Origin of the sequence: Novosphingobium mathurense, assembly GCF_900168325.1 — a bacterium.
GTDB lineage: Bacteria > Pseudomonadota > Alphaproteobacteria > Sphingomonadales > Sphingomonadaceae > Novosphingobium > Novosphingobium mathurense.
Genome location: NZ_FVZE01000001.1, coordinates 200653 through 219099, shown reverse-complemented (window position 1 = coordinate 219099; position 18447 = coordinate 200653). Strand labels below are relative to the sequence as shown.

The 18447-nt window shown below is 63.8% G+C and carries 19 protein-coding genes; 6 read left to right on the top strand and 13 right to left on the bottom strand.

The features are described 5' to 3' along the window. Positions 1-55 precede the first annotated feature (55 nt). From B5483_RS01125 to B5483_RS01115, 3 genes are all read left to right on the top strand, one after another. Positions 56-985: a 1-phosphofructokinase family hexose kinase gene (locus B5483_RS01125; protein ID WP_079729226.1), complete on the top strand. Its 930-nt coding sequence runs from the start codon at positions 56-58 to the stop codon at positions 983-985. Positions 986-1138: 153 nt separating this feature from the next. Further along, a complete protein-coding gene (locus tag B5483_RS22750; protein ID WP_139383885.1) occupies positions 1139-1810 on the top strand; it encodes a hypothetical protein in 672 nt (223 codons plus the stop codon). A gap of 73 nt (positions 1811-1883) precedes the next feature. Then, positions 1884-3242, top strand: coding sequence for an MATE family efflux transporter (locus B5483_RS01115; protein ID WP_079729224.1), 1359 nt, complete (start codon positions 1884-1886; stop codon positions 3240-3242). Here the strand turns inward: B5483_RS01115 and B5483_RS01110 are convergent. The 9 genes from B5483_RS01110 to B5483_RS01070 form a co-directional block, all read right to left on the bottom strand. Further along, a complete protein-coding gene (locus B5483_RS01110; protein WP_054946761.1) occupies positions 3223-3825 on the bottom strand; it encodes a DUF938 domain-containing protein in 603 nt (200 codons plus the stop codon). The two genes, B5483_RS01115 and B5483_RS01110, sit on opposite strands and share 20 nt — an antisense overlap. A 79-nt stretch (positions 3826-3904) precedes the next feature. Beyond that, on the bottom strand, positions 3905-4228 hold the full coding sequence (locus B5483_RS01105; RefSeq protein ID WP_079729223.1) for a hypothetical protein: 324 nt from the start codon (positions 4226-4228) through the stop codon (positions 3905-3907). Between the two features lie 8 nt (positions 4229-4236). Beyond that, positions 4237-4677, bottom strand: coding sequence for a chemotaxis protein CheW (locus B5483_RS01100; protein ID WP_054946759.1), 441 nt, complete (start codon positions 4675-4677; stop codon positions 4237-4239). A gap of 41 nt (positions 4678-4718) precedes the next feature. Next, positions 4719-5090: a response regulator gene (locus B5483_RS01095; RefSeq protein WP_013833019.1), complete on the bottom strand. Its 372-nt coding sequence runs from the start codon at positions 5088-5090 to the stop codon at positions 4719-4721. A gap of 16 nt (positions 5091-5106) precedes the next feature. Continuing rightward, positions 5107-5658, bottom strand: a complete 552-nt coding sequence (locus B5483_RS01090; RefSeq protein WP_054946758.1) for a chemotaxis protein CheD — start codon at positions 5656-5658, stop codon at positions 5107-5109. A gap of 5 nt (positions 5659-5663) precedes the next feature. Then, positions 5664-6689 (bottom strand): protein-glutamate methylesterase/protein-glutamine glutaminase, encoded by a 1026-nt coding sequence (locus tag B5483_RS01085; RefSeq protein WP_054946757.1) that lies wholly within the window; start codon positions 6687-6689, stop codon positions 5664-5666. Beyond that, positions 6686-7555 (bottom strand): CheR family methyltransferase, encoded by an 870-nt coding sequence (locus B5483_RS01080; protein WP_054946756.1) that lies wholly within the window; start codon positions 7553-7555, stop codon positions 6686-6688. The genes B5483_RS01085 and B5483_RS01080 overlap by 4 nt, the downstream gene beginning before the upstream one ends. Continuing rightward, positions 7552-9768, bottom strand: coding sequence for a chemotaxis protein CheA (locus B5483_RS01075; protein WP_054946755.1), 2217 nt, complete (start codon positions 9766-9768; stop codon positions 7552-7554). The genes B5483_RS01080 and B5483_RS01075 overlap by 4 nt, the downstream gene beginning before the upstream one ends. After that, positions 9765-10025 carry an STAS domain-containing protein gene (locus B5483_RS01070; RefSeq protein WP_054946754.1) on the bottom strand — a complete coding sequence of 87 codons (261 nt, stop codon included), beginning with the start codon at positions 10023-10025 and terminating at the stop codon, positions 9765-9767. Before B5483_RS01070 ends, B5483_RS01075 begins: the two co-directional genes overlap by 4 nt. 354 nt (positions 10026-10379) lie before the next feature. Between B5483_RS01070 and cheB the strand changes: the two genes are divergently transcribed. Continuing rightward, entirely contained in the window at positions 10380-11426 is a 1047-nt protein-coding gene (gene cheB, locus B5483_RS01065) for a chemotaxis-specific protein-glutamate methyltransferase CheB (RefSeq protein WP_079729222.1), read from the top strand. Positions 11427-11531: 105 nt separating this feature from the next. Here cheB and B5483_RS01060 read toward each other — a convergent pair whose 3' ends face one another. From B5483_RS01060 to B5483_RS01050, 3 genes are read right to left on the bottom strand one after another with little or no spacing between them, the layout of a single operon-like run. Further along, a complete protein-coding gene (locus B5483_RS01060) occupies positions 11532-13094 on the bottom strand; it encodes a DHA2 family efflux MFS transporter permease subunit (protein WP_079729221.1) in 1563 nt (520 codons plus the stop codon). Then, positions 13094-14254 (bottom strand): HlyD family secretion protein, encoded by a 1161-nt coding sequence (locus B5483_RS01055; protein ID WP_079729220.1) that lies wholly within the window; start codon positions 14252-14254, stop codon positions 13094-13096. The genes B5483_RS01060 and B5483_RS01055 overlap by 1 nt, the downstream gene beginning before the upstream one ends. Then, positions 14247-15707 (bottom strand): efflux transporter outer membrane subunit, encoded by a 1461-nt coding sequence (locus tag B5483_RS01050; protein WP_079729219.1) that lies wholly within the window; start codon positions 15705-15707, stop codon positions 14247-14249. The genes B5483_RS01055 and B5483_RS01050 overlap by 8 nt, the downstream gene beginning before the upstream one ends. A 66-nt stretch (positions 15708-15773) precedes the next feature. Between B5483_RS01050 and B5483_RS01045 the strand changes: the two genes are divergently transcribed. Then, a complete protein-coding gene (locus B5483_RS01045) occupies positions 15774-16388 on the top strand; it encodes a TetR/AcrR family transcriptional regulator (protein ID WP_054946749.1) in 615 nt (204 codons plus the stop codon). A 12-nt stretch (positions 16389-16400) separates the two neighbouring features. Here B5483_RS01045 and B5483_RS01040 read toward each other — a convergent pair whose 3' ends face one another. Then, a complete protein-coding gene (locus B5483_RS01040) occupies positions 16401-16871 on the bottom strand; it encodes an Lrp/AsnC family transcriptional regulator (protein WP_176167929.1) in 471 nt (156 codons plus the stop codon). A 210-nt stretch (positions 16872-17081) separates the two neighbouring features. On the opposite strand from B5483_RS01040, the gene fahA reads away from it, so the two are divergent. Further along, a complete protein-coding gene (gene fahA / locus B5483_RS01035) occupies positions 17082-18383 on the top strand; it encodes a fumarylacetoacetase (protein WP_079729217.1) in 1302 nt (433 codons plus the stop codon). Positions 18384-18447 lie beyond the last annotated feature (64 nt).

Here is an 18447-nt window from a genome sequence, read left to right as displayed (position 1 = left end):
CCCCGAAGGGTAGCCGCGCGAGTTTGCTCAAGCAGCAGGACAAGGAGGCAGCGAGATGAAAAACATCGCCACGCTCACGATGAATCCGACCATCGACGTATCCTATGACGTCGGCCAGATGCGCCACACGCACAAGATGCGCACCGACAACGAGTGGTACGCTCCGGGCGGCGGCGGCATCAACGTGGCGCGGGTCTTCGTCAGGCTCGGTGGGAATGCGCGCTGCTACTACCTGTCGGGCGGCGCGACCGGGCCGGCGCTCGACGGCCTGATCGACCGCCATCAACTGGTGCGCACCCGGATTTCCATTGCCGGGCCGACGCGGATCGCCTCCGCCGTGTTCGAGCACGAGACGGGCAAGGAATATCGCTTCGTGCCCAAGGGCCCGCAGATCGCCGAGGGCGAATGGCGCGCCTGCCTCGAACAGTTAGGCGAAGCCCAATGCGATTACATGGTCTTGAGCGGATCGCTTCCTCCGGGCGTACCGGACGATTACTACGCCAGGATCTCGGGCCTGCTGCGCTCCCGTGGGATAGAGATTGTCCTCGACAGTTCGGGCAGAGCGCTCGCCGCGGGGATCGAGGCAGGCGGCCTCACTTTGCTCAAGCCCAGCCTCGGGGAATTGCAGTCCTACCTTGGACGCTCCCTTGAAGGCGTGAAGGCCATCGAGGAAGCCGCCATGGGCATCGTCGAAGCCGGAAAGGCCCGTCTCGTCGCGGTGACGATGGGCCATGAAGGCGCCATCCTTGCGCGCAAGGAAGGGACCGTCACCCTGCCTGCCATCCCCATCGAGGCGGCCAGTGCCGTAGGCGCCGGGGACAGCTTCGTCGCCGGAATGGTCTTCGCCCTAGCGAGTGGGCAGAGCGATACCGAGGCGTTCCGACTCGGACTAGCATCCGGTTCGGCTGCCGTTTTGCGGGCCGGTGCTGGTCTTGCCCATCCCGAGGACATCGAGTGCCTGCTTCAACGGGTCGCTGCCATCTGAACAACTTCGCGGACCGGTCAGGCTCCGGCGCCATGCCCGGTACGCGATCCGAAAGGCTCGCCGCGCCAAGGCCCACACCGATCCACGAAGAAGCGACAGGCGCTTGCCTAAACCGGTCCGCGCCGCCTGCCCGGATGCACCTCAATCCGGTAAATGCTGTGCCCGAACCTGACCTGCATCGCCAACAACCTGACCACACCAGCCCCGAGCAGATCGCCACCGGGCCGCGTTTCACTTGCCGCCGAATTCCGATTGCCGATTCCTTGCCCGATCCTTTTCGCCATCACCCTCTCCGCCTTCTTTTTTACGGTGGCTCTTGCCTTGAGGACCTTTTCACCCGACCGGCGCAACGGAAAGGGCATCGACATCCGATCCCGAGCAATCTGGTTAACGCCAGAAGGTCTCGCGAAACGTTGCAAGGACTTGATCCGACAGTATCGGACGGAAGCCAACGAAATGGGGTGCGGTCGCTTCAAGAGGCCAAACCGCAGCCCGTTCGAAGTTGCTGCGCAGCAATTCGTGCAATTCAACCTTTGCGCGGCATATAAATTTCTGCAATATGAACGGGAAAGGTCGCACTCGACCTTAACGGCGTTGGGAGAGAGCGCGCCGGGGGGAGTTAAGTCACTCTCCGGCGCGCCGATATCTCGCAGTTGCAGTAGAACGCCGATCATTAAAAAGTACAAGAGAATCATGCGCCTTCGGGCGCATTTTTCTTGTCCCACCCCAGACCACGAATCGCTTGATGCGCAAATGCAGCATAAAATTCCTAGAATCTTCTGCATTTGCGAACATTGTATCGCGATTTATGACACCGTTGTCTGATTCGGCTCGCATAGCATGCTAGGCTCAGCTCACGATGGCGCCGGCAGGGGCGGAAGGGCTTGGGGGGTCTAGCGTGACGACGAAAAATTCATCGCCCTCCGTTGCACCGGAAGCCAGCACGACGCGTCTGCTCTGGACGATCGCCCTGCCGGCGATGCTGACCAACATCGCGACGGCGCTCTTCGGGCTTGCCGATATGTGGGCGATCGGGCGCCTTGGCGACGCTCCGGCGCAAGGGGCTGTCGAACTCGGCGCGAAGTACATGATGGCGCTGCTCAACATCTTCAATTTCCTGCGCACCAGCACCGTCGCGCTGACGGCGCAGAGCGCGGGACGGCGCGACAGCGGCGAGCAGGCCGAAACGCTCGTGCGCGCACTCACCGTTTCGCTCGGCATCGGGGCCCTGCTCCTTGCTACCATGCATGTAACGGTCCCGCTCGGCCTGGATCTTCTCCAAGCCTCGGGACAGGTCCGTGAAGGCGCCCGCGACTATATTGCGATCCGCTACTGGGCCGGGCCGATCTGGCTGGCCAACTGCGTGCTGGTGGGATGGCTGATCGGGCAGCGACTGGTGCGGCAGATCCTCGTCGTCGAGATCATCGCCAATGCGGTTCACATCGCGCTCGATCTGCTGCTCGTGCTCGTCGCCAAGTGGGGCGTGGCCGGTGTCGCAACTGCCACGTTGAGTTCGGAAGCTCTCAAGTTCGCGCTTCTGGCAGCCATCGTCCTGCGCCAACCCGCATCACGCGAGGCCTGGGCTGCCTTCGCCCGCCGCATGACCTGGCGGCGCCATGCGCTGGTGCGCCTCTTCGCACTCAACCGTGACCTGTTCGCGCGCACCCTTCTCCTCAATGCAGCGATTCTCATCTTCGCGCGCAGCGGTGCCCAGCAGGGTGCCGTCACGCTGGCCGGCAACGGCATCCTGTTCCAGCTCTTCATGCTCTCCACCCTGCTGCTCGACGGATTCGAGAATGCGTCGCAGGTCCTCTGCGGCGAAGCTTTGGGGGCACGCGACCGCAATCGCTTCACCGCCACCGTGCGCAACGCCCTGATCTGGGGCGGCGTGACCGGAATTGTCCTGAGCCTGGCCTACCTGCTGGGGGGAGCATGGCTGGCGGCTCGCTTCAGCACCGACAGTGCGGTCATCGCCGAGACCGGGACCTATGTCTTCTGGGTGGCGCTGCTGCCGTTACTGGGCGTCGCTTCATTCGTGCTCGACGGCGTGTTCGTCGGCGCAGGATGGACCCGCGCGATGCTGGGCACGATGGCCGTGGCCATGGCGGTTTACGGCATCCTGATCTGGCTGCTCCATCCTCTGGGCAACCATGGCCTGTGGCTGGCCTTCACGCTGTTCTTCGTCGTCCGCGCGATCGGCCAGTTCATCGTCCTGCCGCGCCTGACGCGCCGCAGCTTCAGCGCCGACGGTAAATGACACAAAGATTGTTGGCCGGCATTTCCACATAGCGCTCGAAGGCCAGGCCCTCGCTATCGGCAACTGCGCTCACTTCCTCTAGCTGGCGCAGCCCCCAGCGCGGATCGCGGTCCTTGAGGCTGAGATCGAACTCGGCGTTGCTGGGCTCGAGAGGATGGCCCTCACGTCGGAACGGTCCATAGAGAATGAGCGGAGCGCCGGCAGGCAGCGTCCGCCCTGCTCCCGCCATCAGGCCCAGAGTCGATTCCCAGGGACTGATATGGATCATGTTGATGCACACGATCGCATCGACGCGCTCGACCGGCCAAAAGACGGCGGCGGCATCGAGTTCCAGCGGCGCGCGCAGATTGAAGGCGCCTTCCGCCTCGCGCCATGACGCAATCGAAGCCCGTGCGTCGGCATCCGGATCGCTCGGCTGCCAGGTGATGTCGGGAAGTGCGCGGGCGAAGTGCACGGCGTGCTCTCCGGTCCCGCTCGCAATCTCGAGCACCAGTCCCCTGCCCGGCAACGCTTCGCGCAGAACAGCAAGGATTGGATCGCGATTGCGGGCGGTGGCAGGCGCGTGGCGACGGTCATCGGTCATGGACACGGACTAGGGCCCGCGTCGCCCCCCCGCAAGTCCGACCAGTCGATTGCGCCAGCCCCCTACGGGCGGCCTAGCCTCAGTCCCAGAGGCTGGCCTCGCCGGTATGCCCCTTGTCGGCAACAGTGCCAGGGGTGCTATCCTCGTCCTCGAGGAAGCCGCAGAAGCGGGAACGCAGCGCATCGAGACTGATGCGCCGCATCTCCTGTTCGCTGAACCCCGCCGTCAGGATCGAGGCCAGCACGCGCTGCTTCTGGGCAATCAGATCGATCGCCTGGAGTTCGCGCATGTGCCTGCCCGCAAAGGCCGCATCCCGGCAGAAGACTTCACCGAGCGCTTCCACTTCACTGCCGAGCTCGTTGAGGACCTCGGCCATCGCCAGGAACTTGGGTTCGTGGTGCATTGTGCCTCTCAGGCTGCCATCAGGCCGTCTTCGGCGGAGCTGAGCGCCTGGAGATCGAGAACCATGACCATGTTGTCGTCGATGGCTGCAAGCCCCTCGAGGAACGGCACGACGCTGTCGTTACCGGTAGATGGCGGCGCCTGCAGGGTCTCGCTGTCGAAGGTAACGATGTCGCTGACCGACTCGACGATAAGGCCCTGCGCCTGCCCATTGACGTGGCACACGATGATCGCGTGGCGCGGCGTCGCTTCCGTGGCGGCCCAGCCCAGGCGCGCGGCCAGGTCGACGACCGGCAGCACGGTGCCGCGCAGGTTGACGACGCCCGCGACGTAGCTGGGCACCCGGGGCATCGGCGTAACCGGGCTCCACGCGCGGATTTCGCGGATCTGCATGATATCCAGCGCAAAGACCTGGCCGGAGACTTGGAAAGTGATCAGTTCGCGTTGCATGAACTCATCCTCGCTTTGAACGATGACCCTGCCGGGCCGGATCAGTGGGCGACGCGGCGCACGGCCGCGACAAGCTTGTCGGTGTCGAAAGGCTTGACGATCCAGCCGGTCGCACCGGCGGCGCGGGCACGCGCCTTCTTTTCGTCGGAGCTTTCGGTGGTCAGCACCAGGATCGGGCGATCGCGATGACGGGTGCCGCCGCGTACCTGCTCGATCAGGCCGAAGCCGTCGAGGCGCGGCATGTTGATGTCGGTAATCACGACATCGACCTCATTCACCGCCAGCCATTCCAGCGCGGAGACGCCGTCGTCGGCCTGCGAAACCTCGAAGCCGTTGGTGGACAGGGCGTGATTGAGCAGCGCGCGCATCGAGGCACTGTCATCAACGGTTAGAACTCTGGTTGTCCTGGACATCAAATGCCTCACTTCTTCAGAACAGTTCGACTTCGCCACGCGGTGCCTGGCGGATCATGGGTGGTGCCTGGACCTCGGGTGCATCCGAGGAGGCGACGGTACGGCAGCGGACCTTTCCGGATGCCGGGCGGAAATCGACACGGCGCGCATTGGCGCCGCCCAAGTCCTCGCGCACCAGTTCGATGCGCTCGCTCCTGAGAAAACTGCGGGCAAATTCGGCATTTGCGGTACCGATCTGCTGCATGCCGGCGCGAATGTTCGCGCCGCCGTAGAGATGCGCCCGCAAACGGTTCTTGTGTGCGCCGTAGGACAGCATTTCGTTGATCAGCATTTCCATGAGGTAAACGCCGTAATGGACGTCCACCTCGCCCGGACTTCGGCCGGAAGGCGGCTCGGGCAGGAGGAAATGATTCATGCCGCCCAGTTCGATTTCGGGATCGTAGAGGCAGGTGGCCACGCAGCTTCCCAGCACCGTGCTGAGTTCGACGCGCGGTCCCGCACTGATCTTGAACTGGCCCTGCAGGACGGTGAGTCGCACAGTGGCTCCACTGGTGATGATCGTGTTCATGATCGTCAGGCCGCCATGCTGAGCGCGTGATGCGCAATACGGTTGATCGGAGCGACGACACGCGCCGCGCCCAGCGAAATGGCCGCGCGCGGCATGCCGAAGACGATGCAGGTGCTCTCGTCCTGAACGACGGTGTGTGCACCCGCCTGGCTCATCGCGAGCAGGCCTTTCGCACCGTCCTGGCCCATCCCGGTCAGCAGGATGCCCACCGCTTCGGCGCCGACATACTGGGCGACCGAGTGAAACAGGGCATCGACGCTGGGCACATGCCCGGAAATCGGCTCGCCCTTGCGTAACTTGGCGTAGAGCACGTCGGTGCCCTTCACCAGAAGGTGATGATCGCCTTCGGCTGCGAGATAGACGTGACCCTGCCGCAGCGGCATGTCGTGCACCGCCACGCCGACCTTCGCCGGGCAGACCTGATCGAGCGTGCGCGCGATCGCCGGGGCGAAGCGCGGATTGACGTGCTGGACGATGACTGTGGGCGGGCAGTCCTCCGGGAAGTCGCGCAGAAGGACCTGCAGCGCCTCGACCCCGCCGGTGGATGAGCCGACCGCGATCAGCCGGGCATCGCGCCGGATCGCCTTGCTGCCTGCAGCCGGCGTGACCGAGGCGGGCTTGCCGGGCTTTTCGTAGGATATCTGTGCGGCCTGACGGATCATACCGGCCAGGCGACCGCTGTCCTCGAATGCCAGTTTCCCGCTCGGATCGTACTTCGAGTAGCAATCGACAGCCCCCAGCGCGAGCGCGCGAGCCGTGACCTCATTGCCTTCGCGCGTGGCGCCCGAGACGATGATCACAGGAGTGGGACGCAAGGTCATGATCTTCTCCAGGAAGTCGAGACCGTTCATGCCCGGCATCTCGATGTCCAGCGTCACGACGTCGGGGTCGAGACTCTTGATCATGGCCCGCCCTTCGGCGGCATTCGAAGCCGCGCCGACCACTTCGATGTCCGGCTGCTGGCGCAGGCGCGACATCAGGATCGCGCGCATGGTCGCGGAATCGTCGACGATGAGAACCCGGATCGTCATGCGGCGCTCCTCTGGTAGATCGTCGGCCCAACCAGATCGAGCTGGCGCTGAGCCGGCCCCGTCACGCGTTCGGAATGACCGATGTAGAGGAAACCGCCAGGGACGAGGGCATCAACGAAACGCTGCACCAGGCGCTCCTTGGTTGGATTGTCGAAATAGATCATGACGTTCCGGCAGAAAATGACGTCGAACCGGCCCTTCATCGGCCAGTCGCCCAGCAGATTGAGCAGGCGGAAACGCACGATCGAGCGGATCGCGTCCGACATCGACACGTTGCCGCCCTCGCTGCGGGCCCACGCCTTGCGCAAGTCCTCGGGCACCGGCTGCACTTCCTTGTCGCTATAAATTCCTGCGTCTGCCTTCGCGATCGCATGGGGCGCGACATCGCTGGCAAGAATGCGAAGGTCACTGCGCATCATGTTGAGGCCCACCTGCCGTTCTGGACCGAGCAGGGTCATGACCATCGACCAGGTCTCCTCCCCGCTGGAACATCCCGCCGACCACAGCCGCACCGGCTGCTTATTCTCGAGCTTGGCCAGCAGGTGAGGACGTGCCTCGCGCCGCAAGTGCTCGAAGTGATGCGCCTCGCGGTAGAAGAAGGTGTGATTGGTTGTCAGCGACGCCACGGCCCGGTTCAGTTCCTCCGCATCCGAGCGCATCAGTTCGATGTAGCGGGAGAACGTGACGCAACCGGCCTGCCGCACCAGCGGAGCGAGGCGCGAATAGACGAGCATCGCCTTGCCCTGCTGAAGCACGATGCCGACGGCCCGGTAGACGATCTCGGATACGGCCTGGAAATCGGCCGCACTGTAGATGTCCGGGCTGACGCCGGGAATCGGCTCGGTCGTGGCGGGCGACGCGCTCATGCAGCCTGACGCTCCTGGCCCGGAGCGGCATTTGAGACGAGGCCATCCACATCGACGATGAGCGCCACGCGCCCGTCACCGAGGATGGTCGCGCCGGCAACGCCATCGACCGCGCGAAAGTTGGTGGCCAGGCTCTTGATGACGAACTGGCGCTGGTCCTGAATTTCATCGACCAGCAGCGCGGCCTGGCCGGTGCTTTCGGTATCGACGACGATCAGGACGCCCTCATCCGGCGTCAGCGCTCCGCTCGAAGCGCCCAGCGCCGAACGCAGAGACACGATCGGAATGAAGCGTCCGCGCACGTTGAGCATGTTGCGGTTGGAGCCCAGCCCCTGCACTTCGCCATCGCCCGGACGCAGGCTTTCGACCACACTGGCAAGCGGAACCACGAGGGTCTGGTCGCCGACGTTGACGATCATGCCGTCCGAGATCGCCAGAGTGAGCGGCAGGGTCAGGATGAAGGTCGTGCCCTTGCCCGGTGTGCTGTCGATGGTGATGCGACCGCCCAGATCCTTAACGTTCTGGCGCACCACGTCCATGCCGACACCGCGGCCGGAAATGTTGGAAACGGTCTGCGCGGTCGAGAAGCCGGGCGCGAAGATGAGGTTGTCGATTTCCTCGGCAGTCAGCTGCGCATCCGCGCTGACGATGCCCTTCTCCACGGCCTTGGCCAGCACGCGTTCGCGGTTGATGCCCGCGCCGTCGTCGGCGATCGAAATGAGGATGCGGCCCGAGCGGTGCTCGGCCGAAAGCGTGAGGGTACCTTCCGGCGCCTTGCCTGCGGCGATACGATCCTCGGCGCTCTCGATGCCATGGTCGACGGCATTGCGGATGAGGTGTGTGAGCGGTTCACCGAGGCGTTCGATCACCGTCTTGTCGAGTTCGGTCGTCTCACCGATGACGTCGAGCTTGACGTGTTTACCGGTCGAGGACGCCAGTTCGCGCAGGATGCGCGGCACCCGGCTGAAGACGCTCGAGATCGGCTGCGCGCGAATCGACATCGCGCTTTCCTGGATGTCGCGGGTCAGCGTCTCGAGCAGCGAAAGCTCCTCGTTCGCGGTGATACCGTTGGCGCCAAGGCGCTGAACGAGCATGGCCTGCGCAATCACGAGTTCGCCGACGAGGTCGATCAGGCGGTCGAGCTTGAACAGATCGATGCGAATCGATTGCCCACCTGCCGGGGGTGCCGGGGGAGCACCCGGTGCAGCCTTCGCGGCGGCATCGGCAGGCGGTTCCTGAACCGGAGACGGTGCGGGCTGCGGAGCGGCAGCGACGGGCGCTGAAGCTTGCGGGGTCGCGGCCTTCGGTTCACTCACGGGCACAGGCGCAACCGGTGCAGGCACGGGCTTGGGGGCCGCGGCTACGATGATCACCTCGGGAATTTCTGCATCATCGCCGAATGCGAGCGCGCAGTCGTCACCGATGAAATCGAATATCTCGCGAACCGAATCCTCGCTGGCCGCCTCGGGCATCGAGAACGTCCAGCCCAGATAACCCTGCGCCGGATCGAAAGCATCGAGCGGCGGAACCTGCGAGATGTCGCAATGCACGCATTCGCCGCCGAGGCTGGCGATCTCGCGCACCATCAGCAGCGGCTCGCTGCCATTGCGCATGGCGCCCGAGTGCGGACGAAGGTGGACCTTCCAACGCTTTTCCGGCGCCGCTTCGGCTGCCTTGGCCGGAGCCGGGTCAAAGCCTGCGGTTAGATCGTCGAGCAGCGCATCGAGATCGAGTTCGTAGTCGGAACTGCTTTCGGCGTCCGAATCATACGAAGCCGGTTCGCTCACTTCCGGCTCGGCCGGGGCTTGCTCGACCGCTTCGGAAGCACCGCCGGCATTGGCTGCCATGGACGCTTCCATTTCGCTGATCAGCGCCGCGTCGGCAGGCGCATCGCCGCCTTCACGCGCCGCCTCTACGTGGTCAGAGAGCGTATCGAGCGCACGGAGCAGCAGGTCGACGAGCTTGCTTTCGATCGCCACCAGCCCTTCGCGAACATCAGACAGCAGTGTCTCGAACGTATGGGTATAGGCCTGAAGCGCTACGTAGCCGAAAGCCCCCGCACCGCCCTTGATCGAGTGAACCGCGCGGAAGACGGCATTGACGGTATCGGCATCCTGCGTTCCAGCCTGACAGGCCGCGAGGCCGCTTTCCGCGGCCGCCAGCGATTCCTCGCACTCGGCAAAGAAGATCTGTTGGATTTCTTCAGGGCTCATAATTTGCTCTCTTCGAAGAGTTCCGAGGTCAGGCCGGTCAGCTGGGCCGCATCGAGAAGTGCCGGGGACGGCGTGATTGTCGCTCCGCCATCGCTGCGGCGCGCGGACACGAGGAGCTGGAGCACCGCCTGGCCGACGTGCTCCACACCCGAACCGTCGATCGCGGTCGGGCCATCGCCCATTGCCGCAACCAGTTCCGGCCATATCGCTTCGGCAGCGGCGCGGTCACAGCGCGCCGGCAAGATAATGCTGTTCATTGTGCCCCCAACAGTTGGTCGCTGAATACGACCACAGCCTTTCCGTCACTATGTCACTGGTCCTACGCAGTTATCCTTAGGGAAACGGTCAGGAGACGGTCATTCGGGCACTCCACCTGCCCAATTCCACGCGTCCAGATCGTTAACTTAGGGCAACGCGATGACCTTCCGATCGAGCCGAAAAATCGTCTGCGAACCACTGACGAAGGCCACGCTACACGGCGCCTTGCCAAAACCTCGTTTGCTACCAACTCAGGCGATGTCCGTAGATTGGTTAAGGATTTTGATCGCTGAATTAGTGGTATCCAGCACAGGCAATCGATATTCACTATTCAGCGAGAAGGTTTCTCCCTCATGCATGACGCCCGCGTACTGGTAGTCGACGATTCAGCGGCTATGCGCGCCCTGTTTTGCGATGTTCTCGAGCAGACGAAGAACATTCGCGTCGTCGGCACGGCCGCCAATGCCGCCGAGGCCCGCGACCAGATCGCAGAACTGATGCCGAACGTGGTAACGCTCGACGTCGAGATGCCCGGGATGAGCGGCATCGAATTCCTCGAAGAGATCATGACCACCAACCCGCTGCCGGTTGTCATGCTGTCCAGCCTTACCCAGAGCGGTACCGAAACCTCGCTCAAGGCTTTCGAACTGGGCGCGGTGGAATGCTTCCCCAAGCCGCTCAAGGCGACGCCGGAGCAGTTCGCCAAGACGGTGGGCAAACTTGGCAAGATCGTGCTTGCCGCGGCGAATTCGAACGTGCGCGACAAGCCGCGCAATCGCGGCCCCAAGGCCGAGGCCGAGGCCGAAGCCGGCGGCGGCTACGTCAGCAACGGCAAGATCGCGGCCTTCAGCGCGTCGATGGGCGGCGTCGATGCACTGACCGAAGTGCTCTCGCGCTATCCCAAGAACTGCCCCCCGACCGTGATCATCCTGCAGACCGAACCGGCACTGGCGCAGATGTTCATCGACCGTGCCAACAAGGACTTCCCCTGTGCGGTCAAAGCGGCTGCCGATGGCGCTGAACTGAGCTCGGGCACGGTCTACATCGCTTCCGATCCGGGCAAGCACGTGATCGTCGAACCCGGCGCTCCGGCCAGGCTGCGCCTTGTCGAGCGCGATCCGGTCGAAGGTTTCCGTCCTTCGGCAACGCTGCTGTTCGGCTCGATCGCGCGCGCTTCGATGCCTGCCATCGGCGCCGTGCTGACCGGCATGGGCGAAGACGGCGCGAAGGGTCTCAAGCTGCTTCAGGCCGCGGGCTGCCGCACCCTTGCCCAGGACCGCAACACCGCCACCGTCCCGCAGGCTCCGGCAGCGGCGGTCGAAGCCGGTGCGGTCGACAGCGAACTGCGTCTCGAGGAACTGGCCGCCGACATCCTCGCGAACTGCGGCTCGGAAGGCTGATCCACTCACCCTGAAAGCAAAGCGAGCGGGCGACACCGGGCAAGGTGGTCGTCCGCTCGCTTCTTTTTTGAACGTCCAGTGGAGGGGGGCCGGACGCTCGGGGGGTCAGTGTGCCGCCTGCGGCTTCATATCCTTTGGCGGACGCGGGGCGACCCAGATCGTCGAGGCGGCAATCACCAGAACAACCGCAGAGATGGCGAAGAGGTGCGTGGTCCCAAGCGCCGTGCCCTGCAATTCCACGATCTGGGAAATTGAGGCTGCAGCCTGCTCGGCGCTGAAGCCCTGATGCTGCAGTGTACTGGACACCTGCTCGACGCCATTGAGGGTCCCGACCATCTCGGCCGTATCCATGCGCGAGGCATCGTTCCAGTACGTAGTGACCAGAGCCGTCGCCACGGCACCCGCCAGCGTTCGCGCGAAGTTGGCGATGCCCGATGCCGTCGCGGTCTCCTCAAGGTTGACCGAGCTGAGGCTGATCGTGGTGAGCGGCACGATAAACAGCGAGACCCCTGCCCCCTGCAGAAGCTGGGGCATCGATATCATCCAGAACGTCGAATCCGTCGACCAGTACGATCGCAGCATCGAACAGAAGCCGATCCAGGAAATGCCGACGAACACCAGCAGGCGCGGGTCGAACTTCTGCATCAGACGGGGCACAACGGGAGACACGGCCACGGCCAGGATGCCGCTGAACGCCATGGCAAAGCCGGCATCGGTGGCCGTGTATCCCATCGACGTCTGCAGCCATTGCGGAATGACCACGACCGACGAGAAGTAGGTCCCGAATGCAATCATCAAGGATATCGTCGCCGCCGTGAAGCCTGAGTGGCGGAAGACCTTCAAGTCGACGATGGGATGTTTCTCGGTCAGTTCCCAGATCACGAATGCTGCGAAGAACACGGCAGCCACGCAGGCCATGATCACAATCTTGGTGGAGCTGAACCAGTCCTCTTCACGACCAAGGTCGAGCATCATCTGGAAGGCGCCGACCCAGATCACCAGCAGCACCAGTCCGATCCTGTCGATAGGCAGCTTCCTGGTCGGCGTCTCAGCCCCGCGCAGCAAAGTCGCGATGCCGAAGAAGATCGGAACGGCGAGCGGCACGTTGATGAAGAAGATCCATTCCCACGACCAGTTGTCACTGATCCAGCCACCGAGGATCGGGCCGGCAATCGGCGCGGTGACGACGGTCATCGCCCACATCGCCATGGCGCGTGAATGCATTTCCTTGGGGAAGATTCGCAAAAGCAGCGTCTGGGTCAGCGGCATCAGCGGACCGCCGCAGAAGCCTTGTCCGATGCGGAACAGAACCAGCATGCCCAGCGTGCTGGACAGGCCGCAAAGCGCGGAGAAGACCGCGAAGCCTACTAGCGAATACAGGAAGACGCGTAGGGTGCCGAAGCGCCCCGCCAGCCAGCCCGTCAACGGCACGCAGATCGCTTCGGCGACGGCGTAGGAGGTAATCACCCAGGTACCGCTCGAAACCGAGACGGCCAGGCCGCCTGCGATATGCGGCACCGAAACGTTGGCGATCGTCAAATCGAGCACGACGATGAAGTTCGCCATGGCCAGCACGAAGCCGGCCACGATCAGCCGTATTCCGGTCAGGGGGCGAGGCACTGCCTCGCCCGGGCCCGTCCCGGCAGGTGCTGTTGCCGCGCCCGCCATTACTTCGGATCCGTCAGGTCGATTTCAGCTTCCATCGACAGACCGATGCGCAGCGGGTGCTCCTCCAGTTCCTTGGGATCGAGTTCGATACGCACCGGCAGTCGCTGCACGACCTTGATCCAGTTCCCCGTCGCGTTCTGCGCCGGAATCAGCGAGAATGCTGCGCCGGTACCGCCGGAGAAGCCCACGACCTTGCCATGATAGGTGACATCGCTGCCGTAGAAGTCGGAAACCACGGTCGCCTTCTGGCCCGAGCGGACCTTGCCGAGCTGGTCTTCCTTGAAGTTTGCGTTGACGTAGAGACGGTTGACCGGGACCACGATCATCGCGACCGAGCCGGTCTCAACCTTCTGGCCAACCTGGATCGAACGCTTCGCGATCACGCCATCGACCGGCGCGCGCACCACGGTACGCTGGAGGTCGAGCTTTGCCTGCGCCAGCCGAGCCTTGGCCAGACGGATCTCGGGCGCGGTTTCATTCGTGGTGCCCGAAGTAAGGGCCACTGAGGCCTGCTCCTTCTTGCGCGCGCTGACCGCGTTCGATTGCGCTTCATCCAGAGCCGCCTTGGCCTGGCTTGCCGCCGCCTGCGCCGAAGTGAGCGCCTCACGCGCAGCGGCCAGCTCTTCCGCGGACACCGCACCGCTGTTCGCCAGGGCTGCGCGGCGCTTGTAGTCGGCCTGGGCCTTGGCAAGAGAGGCGTTGGCCGATGCGAGGCGGGCCTTGGCAGACGCGATCTGTTGCGCACTGGCATCGGCTGCAGCGCCAAGGGCACTGTTGTTGGCGATCGACTGGGCATAGCGCCGCTGCGCATAGGCCAGCCCGGCCTCGGCCTGGGCGAACGCGATCTTCTGGTCGGTATCGTCGAGACGGAAAAGAAGCTGACCCTTCTTCACCGGCTGCGTGTCGGTCACCAGCACTTCGGCCACCTGCCCGCTGGTCAGCGGGGTCACTTGCGCGGTGTCCCCAACGACATAGGCATTGTCGGTCGAGACCGAACGGCTGCCGATGAACACATCATAAAGGAAGTACAGCGCGCCGACCGCAAGCACGGCCACGGCCAGACCGATCAGCAACGGCTTGCGCCGCTTCTGATCGATAACACTGGCCTCGCCGGCTCCGTTTGCGTCATCCGCAGGCAGGTCCTGCACCTCGTTACTCATTGTCGGGAGCCTTCTCGCTGGAATTGTCGTCGAACCCGCCGCCCAGAGCGCGCTTGAGCGCGACTTCGAGGGCAAGGGTCCGGAAATGGGCATCGATCGCCGAGGTACGCGCCTGCAATGCCGCGGTCTCGGTGGTCAGGGCTTCGAGATAGTTCGACAGGCCGCCACGATAGCGCTTGAGCGCAATATCGTAAGCTGCAGCTGACTGCTCTCGTGCCTGAAAGGCATCCTTCTCCTGCTGGGCCGCCGCATTGCGGCTTGCCAGCGTGTCGGCGACGTCGCGGAGCGCGCCGACGACCGTGTCGTTATAATTGGCGACTGCCGCGTCGTAGCCGCCGCGGGCCTGGGTGAACTGGCCCTTGAGGCGTCCGCCCTGGAAGATCGGCAGACTGAGCGCACCGCCCACATTGCCGTAAGTCGATCCGCTGTCGATCAGGTTCGACAGGCCGAGCGATGTCAGGCCGATCAAACCGCTGATCGAAATGTCGGGCATGTAGGCAGCCTTGGCAGCGTCGATCCGCGATGCGGCCGCTTCGGCGCGCAACCGCGCAGCCACGATATCCGGACGACGGCCGGCAAGTGCGATGCCGGCATCGGCAGGAACGGGCGTTTCGGGCAGACTGTCGATCGCGGGAGCGGGGATCGCAAGGCCGCGGTCCGGCCCGGCACCCAGCAACGCCGCAAGCGCATGGCGGCGCAGCAGTTCATCTTCCTGGTTGGCCGAAAGCGCAACGCGCGCCTGCGCCGCGGCGGTCTGCGCCTGGCGTAACGGAGACTCGTTATCGAGACCCTGCTCCACGCGCTGGCCGGTCAGGTCCACCATCGACTGGCGCGCCTTGACCGCTTCAGCGAGCGCCTTGCCCCGTGCGACGAGACGCCCCAAGTCGAAGTAGGACGACACGACATTGGACGAAAGCATCAGCTCCGCCTGCCGGGCGTCCGCCTGCGCAGCCATTTCTTCCGACGTGGCAGCAGCAAGTTCCTTGCGCGCCCTACCCCACAGGTCGAGGTCGAAATCGCCGGTCAGCGCAAGCGTGCCGGTGCTGTTCCAGCCCTTGGGCACAACGGAAATGGGCACGCCGTTGTTGTAGCTCTGCTTCGTCAGCCCGGCCGAGCCACGCCCGCCGAGCTGAGGCTGGGTTTGCGCGCCAGAGACCTGCGCAGCACCGCGCGCCTGACGAATGCGCGCTTCAGCCATGGCCACACTGGGCGAATTGGCCAGCGCCTCATCCACCAGCGCGTCGAGCTGGGGATCGCCGTAGGCTTTCCACCACTGCTCACGCGGCCAAGCGGCATCGGTCGCCGAAGTCTGCAGGGACCGCCCACTGTCGAGATGCGCGGGTGCGCGCATCTGGGGCCGCGGCCCGAGATCGGGCGCAGCGCAGGCGGAAAGCGAAAGGGTCACAGCCAGCATGGAAGCCACCGCGACTCGAGAGGATAATGTCGTACTCATGCGTACACTTTTTATTGTGCCCCTCCTTGTCAGTGTCAACTGGAAAGTGTACTGCACAGTACAGACATGACAGAGAAACTTGGCAAACGGGAACTCAACAAGGCGAGAAAGCGCGCGGAGATCGTAGCGATCGCCACGCATTCTTTCCTGGAGCACGGTTACGCGGCAACCAGCATGTCAGCTGTAGCCGATGAGCTTGGCGGATCTAAGACGACGCTGTGGTCTCACTTCGCATCGAAAGAAGACCTTTTCATCGCGGTCATCGACCATCGCGTCGATTGCTTCGGCCGAGAAATGGAAGAAGCCCTGAAGGACAACCGCTTCAGCACTGCCAACTTGAGCAAGCTCTGCGTCACGCTGCTCGAAAAGCTCATGGACGAGAATTCGCGTCGCCTCTTCGGCCTGATCCTGACCGAAGGCGGGCGCTTTCCCGAAATCGTCGAGGCATTCTATGCGCGCGGCCCAGCGCGTCTGCTAGCACACATGAAGGAATACTTCGCCACCCGCTTCGATGAAGACGATGCGCGCGATCTTTCGCGACTGGTTCACACTGCCATCGTCGGCTTCCGTTCGGATGCGATCATCAGGCCCAATCCTCCGACCAAAGTGGAGATACAGGGATTTGTCGACGTACTCCTGTCCCGCCTTGGCCTGGACGGAATTTCGCCGATCAACAGCTGAGCCGCGAGTTGCCTATCCCTTACCGGTACCCTTGATCGGCAGCGCCGTTTCGTACTTCACCGTGCGGAGCGCAAAATGGGACGATGCCGCGCCCACGGCAGGGTGCTTCAGCAGCGTGTGCGCCAGAAACTTCTCGTATTCCTCCACGTCCTCGGCAACGACGTGGAGCAGATAGTCCCATTCCCCCGACATAGAATAGCATTCCGTGACCTGCGGATGCCCGCGCATCAGCGCTTCGAACTCGGCCACGTTTTCATTGGTGTGACTATGCATGCGCACCTGGCAGATCACCTTGACCGTCTGCCCGAGCAGCTTGGGATCGGCGAGCCTTACCACACCGCGAAGAACGCCGACCTCCTCAAGTTGTTTGACCCGCCGCCAGCAGGACGGTGCCGTACTGCCGACCCTTAGCGCCAGCTCGGGATGGCTGAGTGCGCCATCCTTCTGCAATTCCGCTACAATCTTACGGTCCAGCGCATCCATTTTGACGTATTCTCTCAGATAATCGGATAAATCTGAAGTTATGCGTCAAATCGCATGACCGCAACGCCAAGTTTGAACGGCAAATTCGCAGCCTATCTGCAAGAATGGTAGGAAATAGCTGCCTCGCGCGTCGGAACGACGCAGCCGGGCCCGCGTTCGAATGGCATGGGCGGCACACAGCTTTCGCCCGCAAACAGGGATAAGCGAGACATGACTTTCTGGCAGACCGACGCGACGCACGATCCGGCCCTCGCAAGCTGGGTTGAAAGCGCCAAAGGGCATCGCGACTTCCCGGTCCAGAACCTCCCGTTCGGTGTATTCTCTCCGGCGGGCAAGGCTGCGCGCATCGGCGTGGCGATCGGCGACATGATCCTCGACCTGTCAGCCTGCGCCACGGCCGGCCTGCTCCCCGATGCAACCTCGGGCACCACAGGCTCGGACAGCCTGAACGCGCTGATGGCCCTGCCCGAAAGCGACCGGAGAGCCTTGCGCGTTCGCCTGAGCCAGCTACTCACCGAGAGCGACAAGCGCAGCGCCGTCGAGCCGCACCTTCATCCAGCCAATACATGCACGCTGCACCTGCCCGCACGGATCGGCGACTACACCGACTTCTATGTCGGCATTCACCACGCCAACAACGTCGGACGCCAGTTCCGCCCCGACAATCCGCTGCTGCCCAACTACAAGTACGTGCCCATCGGCTACCATGGCCGCGCATCCTCGATCCGCGCGTCGGGTGTGCCGCTCGTGCGCCCCAGCGGCCAGCGCAAGCCACCTGAGGCCGATACACCCGTCTTCGGCCCCAGCGTGCGGCTCGACTACGAACTGGAACTGGGCGTCTGGATCGGTCAGGGCAATGATCTGGGCACACCGATCGCGATGGCCGAAGCGGCGAACCATATCGCGGGATTCTGCCTGCTGAACGATTGGTCGGCACGCGATTTCCAGGCATGGGAATACCAGCCGCTCGGCCCCTTTCTTGCGAAGAACTTCCATTCGACGATATCGCCGTGGGTCGTGACGCCCGAGGCCATGGCGCCCTTCCGCATGGCCCAGCCTCCGCGCCCCGAGGGCGACCCTGCCCCGCTCGACTATCTCACGGACGGCAAAGATCGCGCGCATGGCGCGCTTGCCGTGACACTCGAGGTTTTCCTGTGCAGCGCAAAAATGCGCGAGGCCGGCATGGAGCCCTTCCGTCTCAGCCACGGTCCGGCCAGCAACATGTATTGGACCGTGCAGCAGATCGTCACCCACCACGCATCGAACGGCTGCAACCTGCAACCGGGCGACCTGCTGGGAACCGGCACCATCTCCGCGCCGACCCGCGACGGCTTCGGCAGCCTGCTTGAGCTTACCAGCGGCGGCAAGGAGCCGATCACCCTGCCCACCGGCGAGACGCGCACTTTCCTGGAAGATGGCGACGAAGTCACCTTGCGTGCAACGGCGAATGCCGAGGGATACGTCCCGATCGGCTTTGGCGAATGCCGCGCGGTGGTGCTTCCGGCGCGCTGATTGCCGCAGGATTTGAGGCAGCTGCCAGCGTGTCGCGCAACTGCTGCGGCGACGCTTAGTAAGG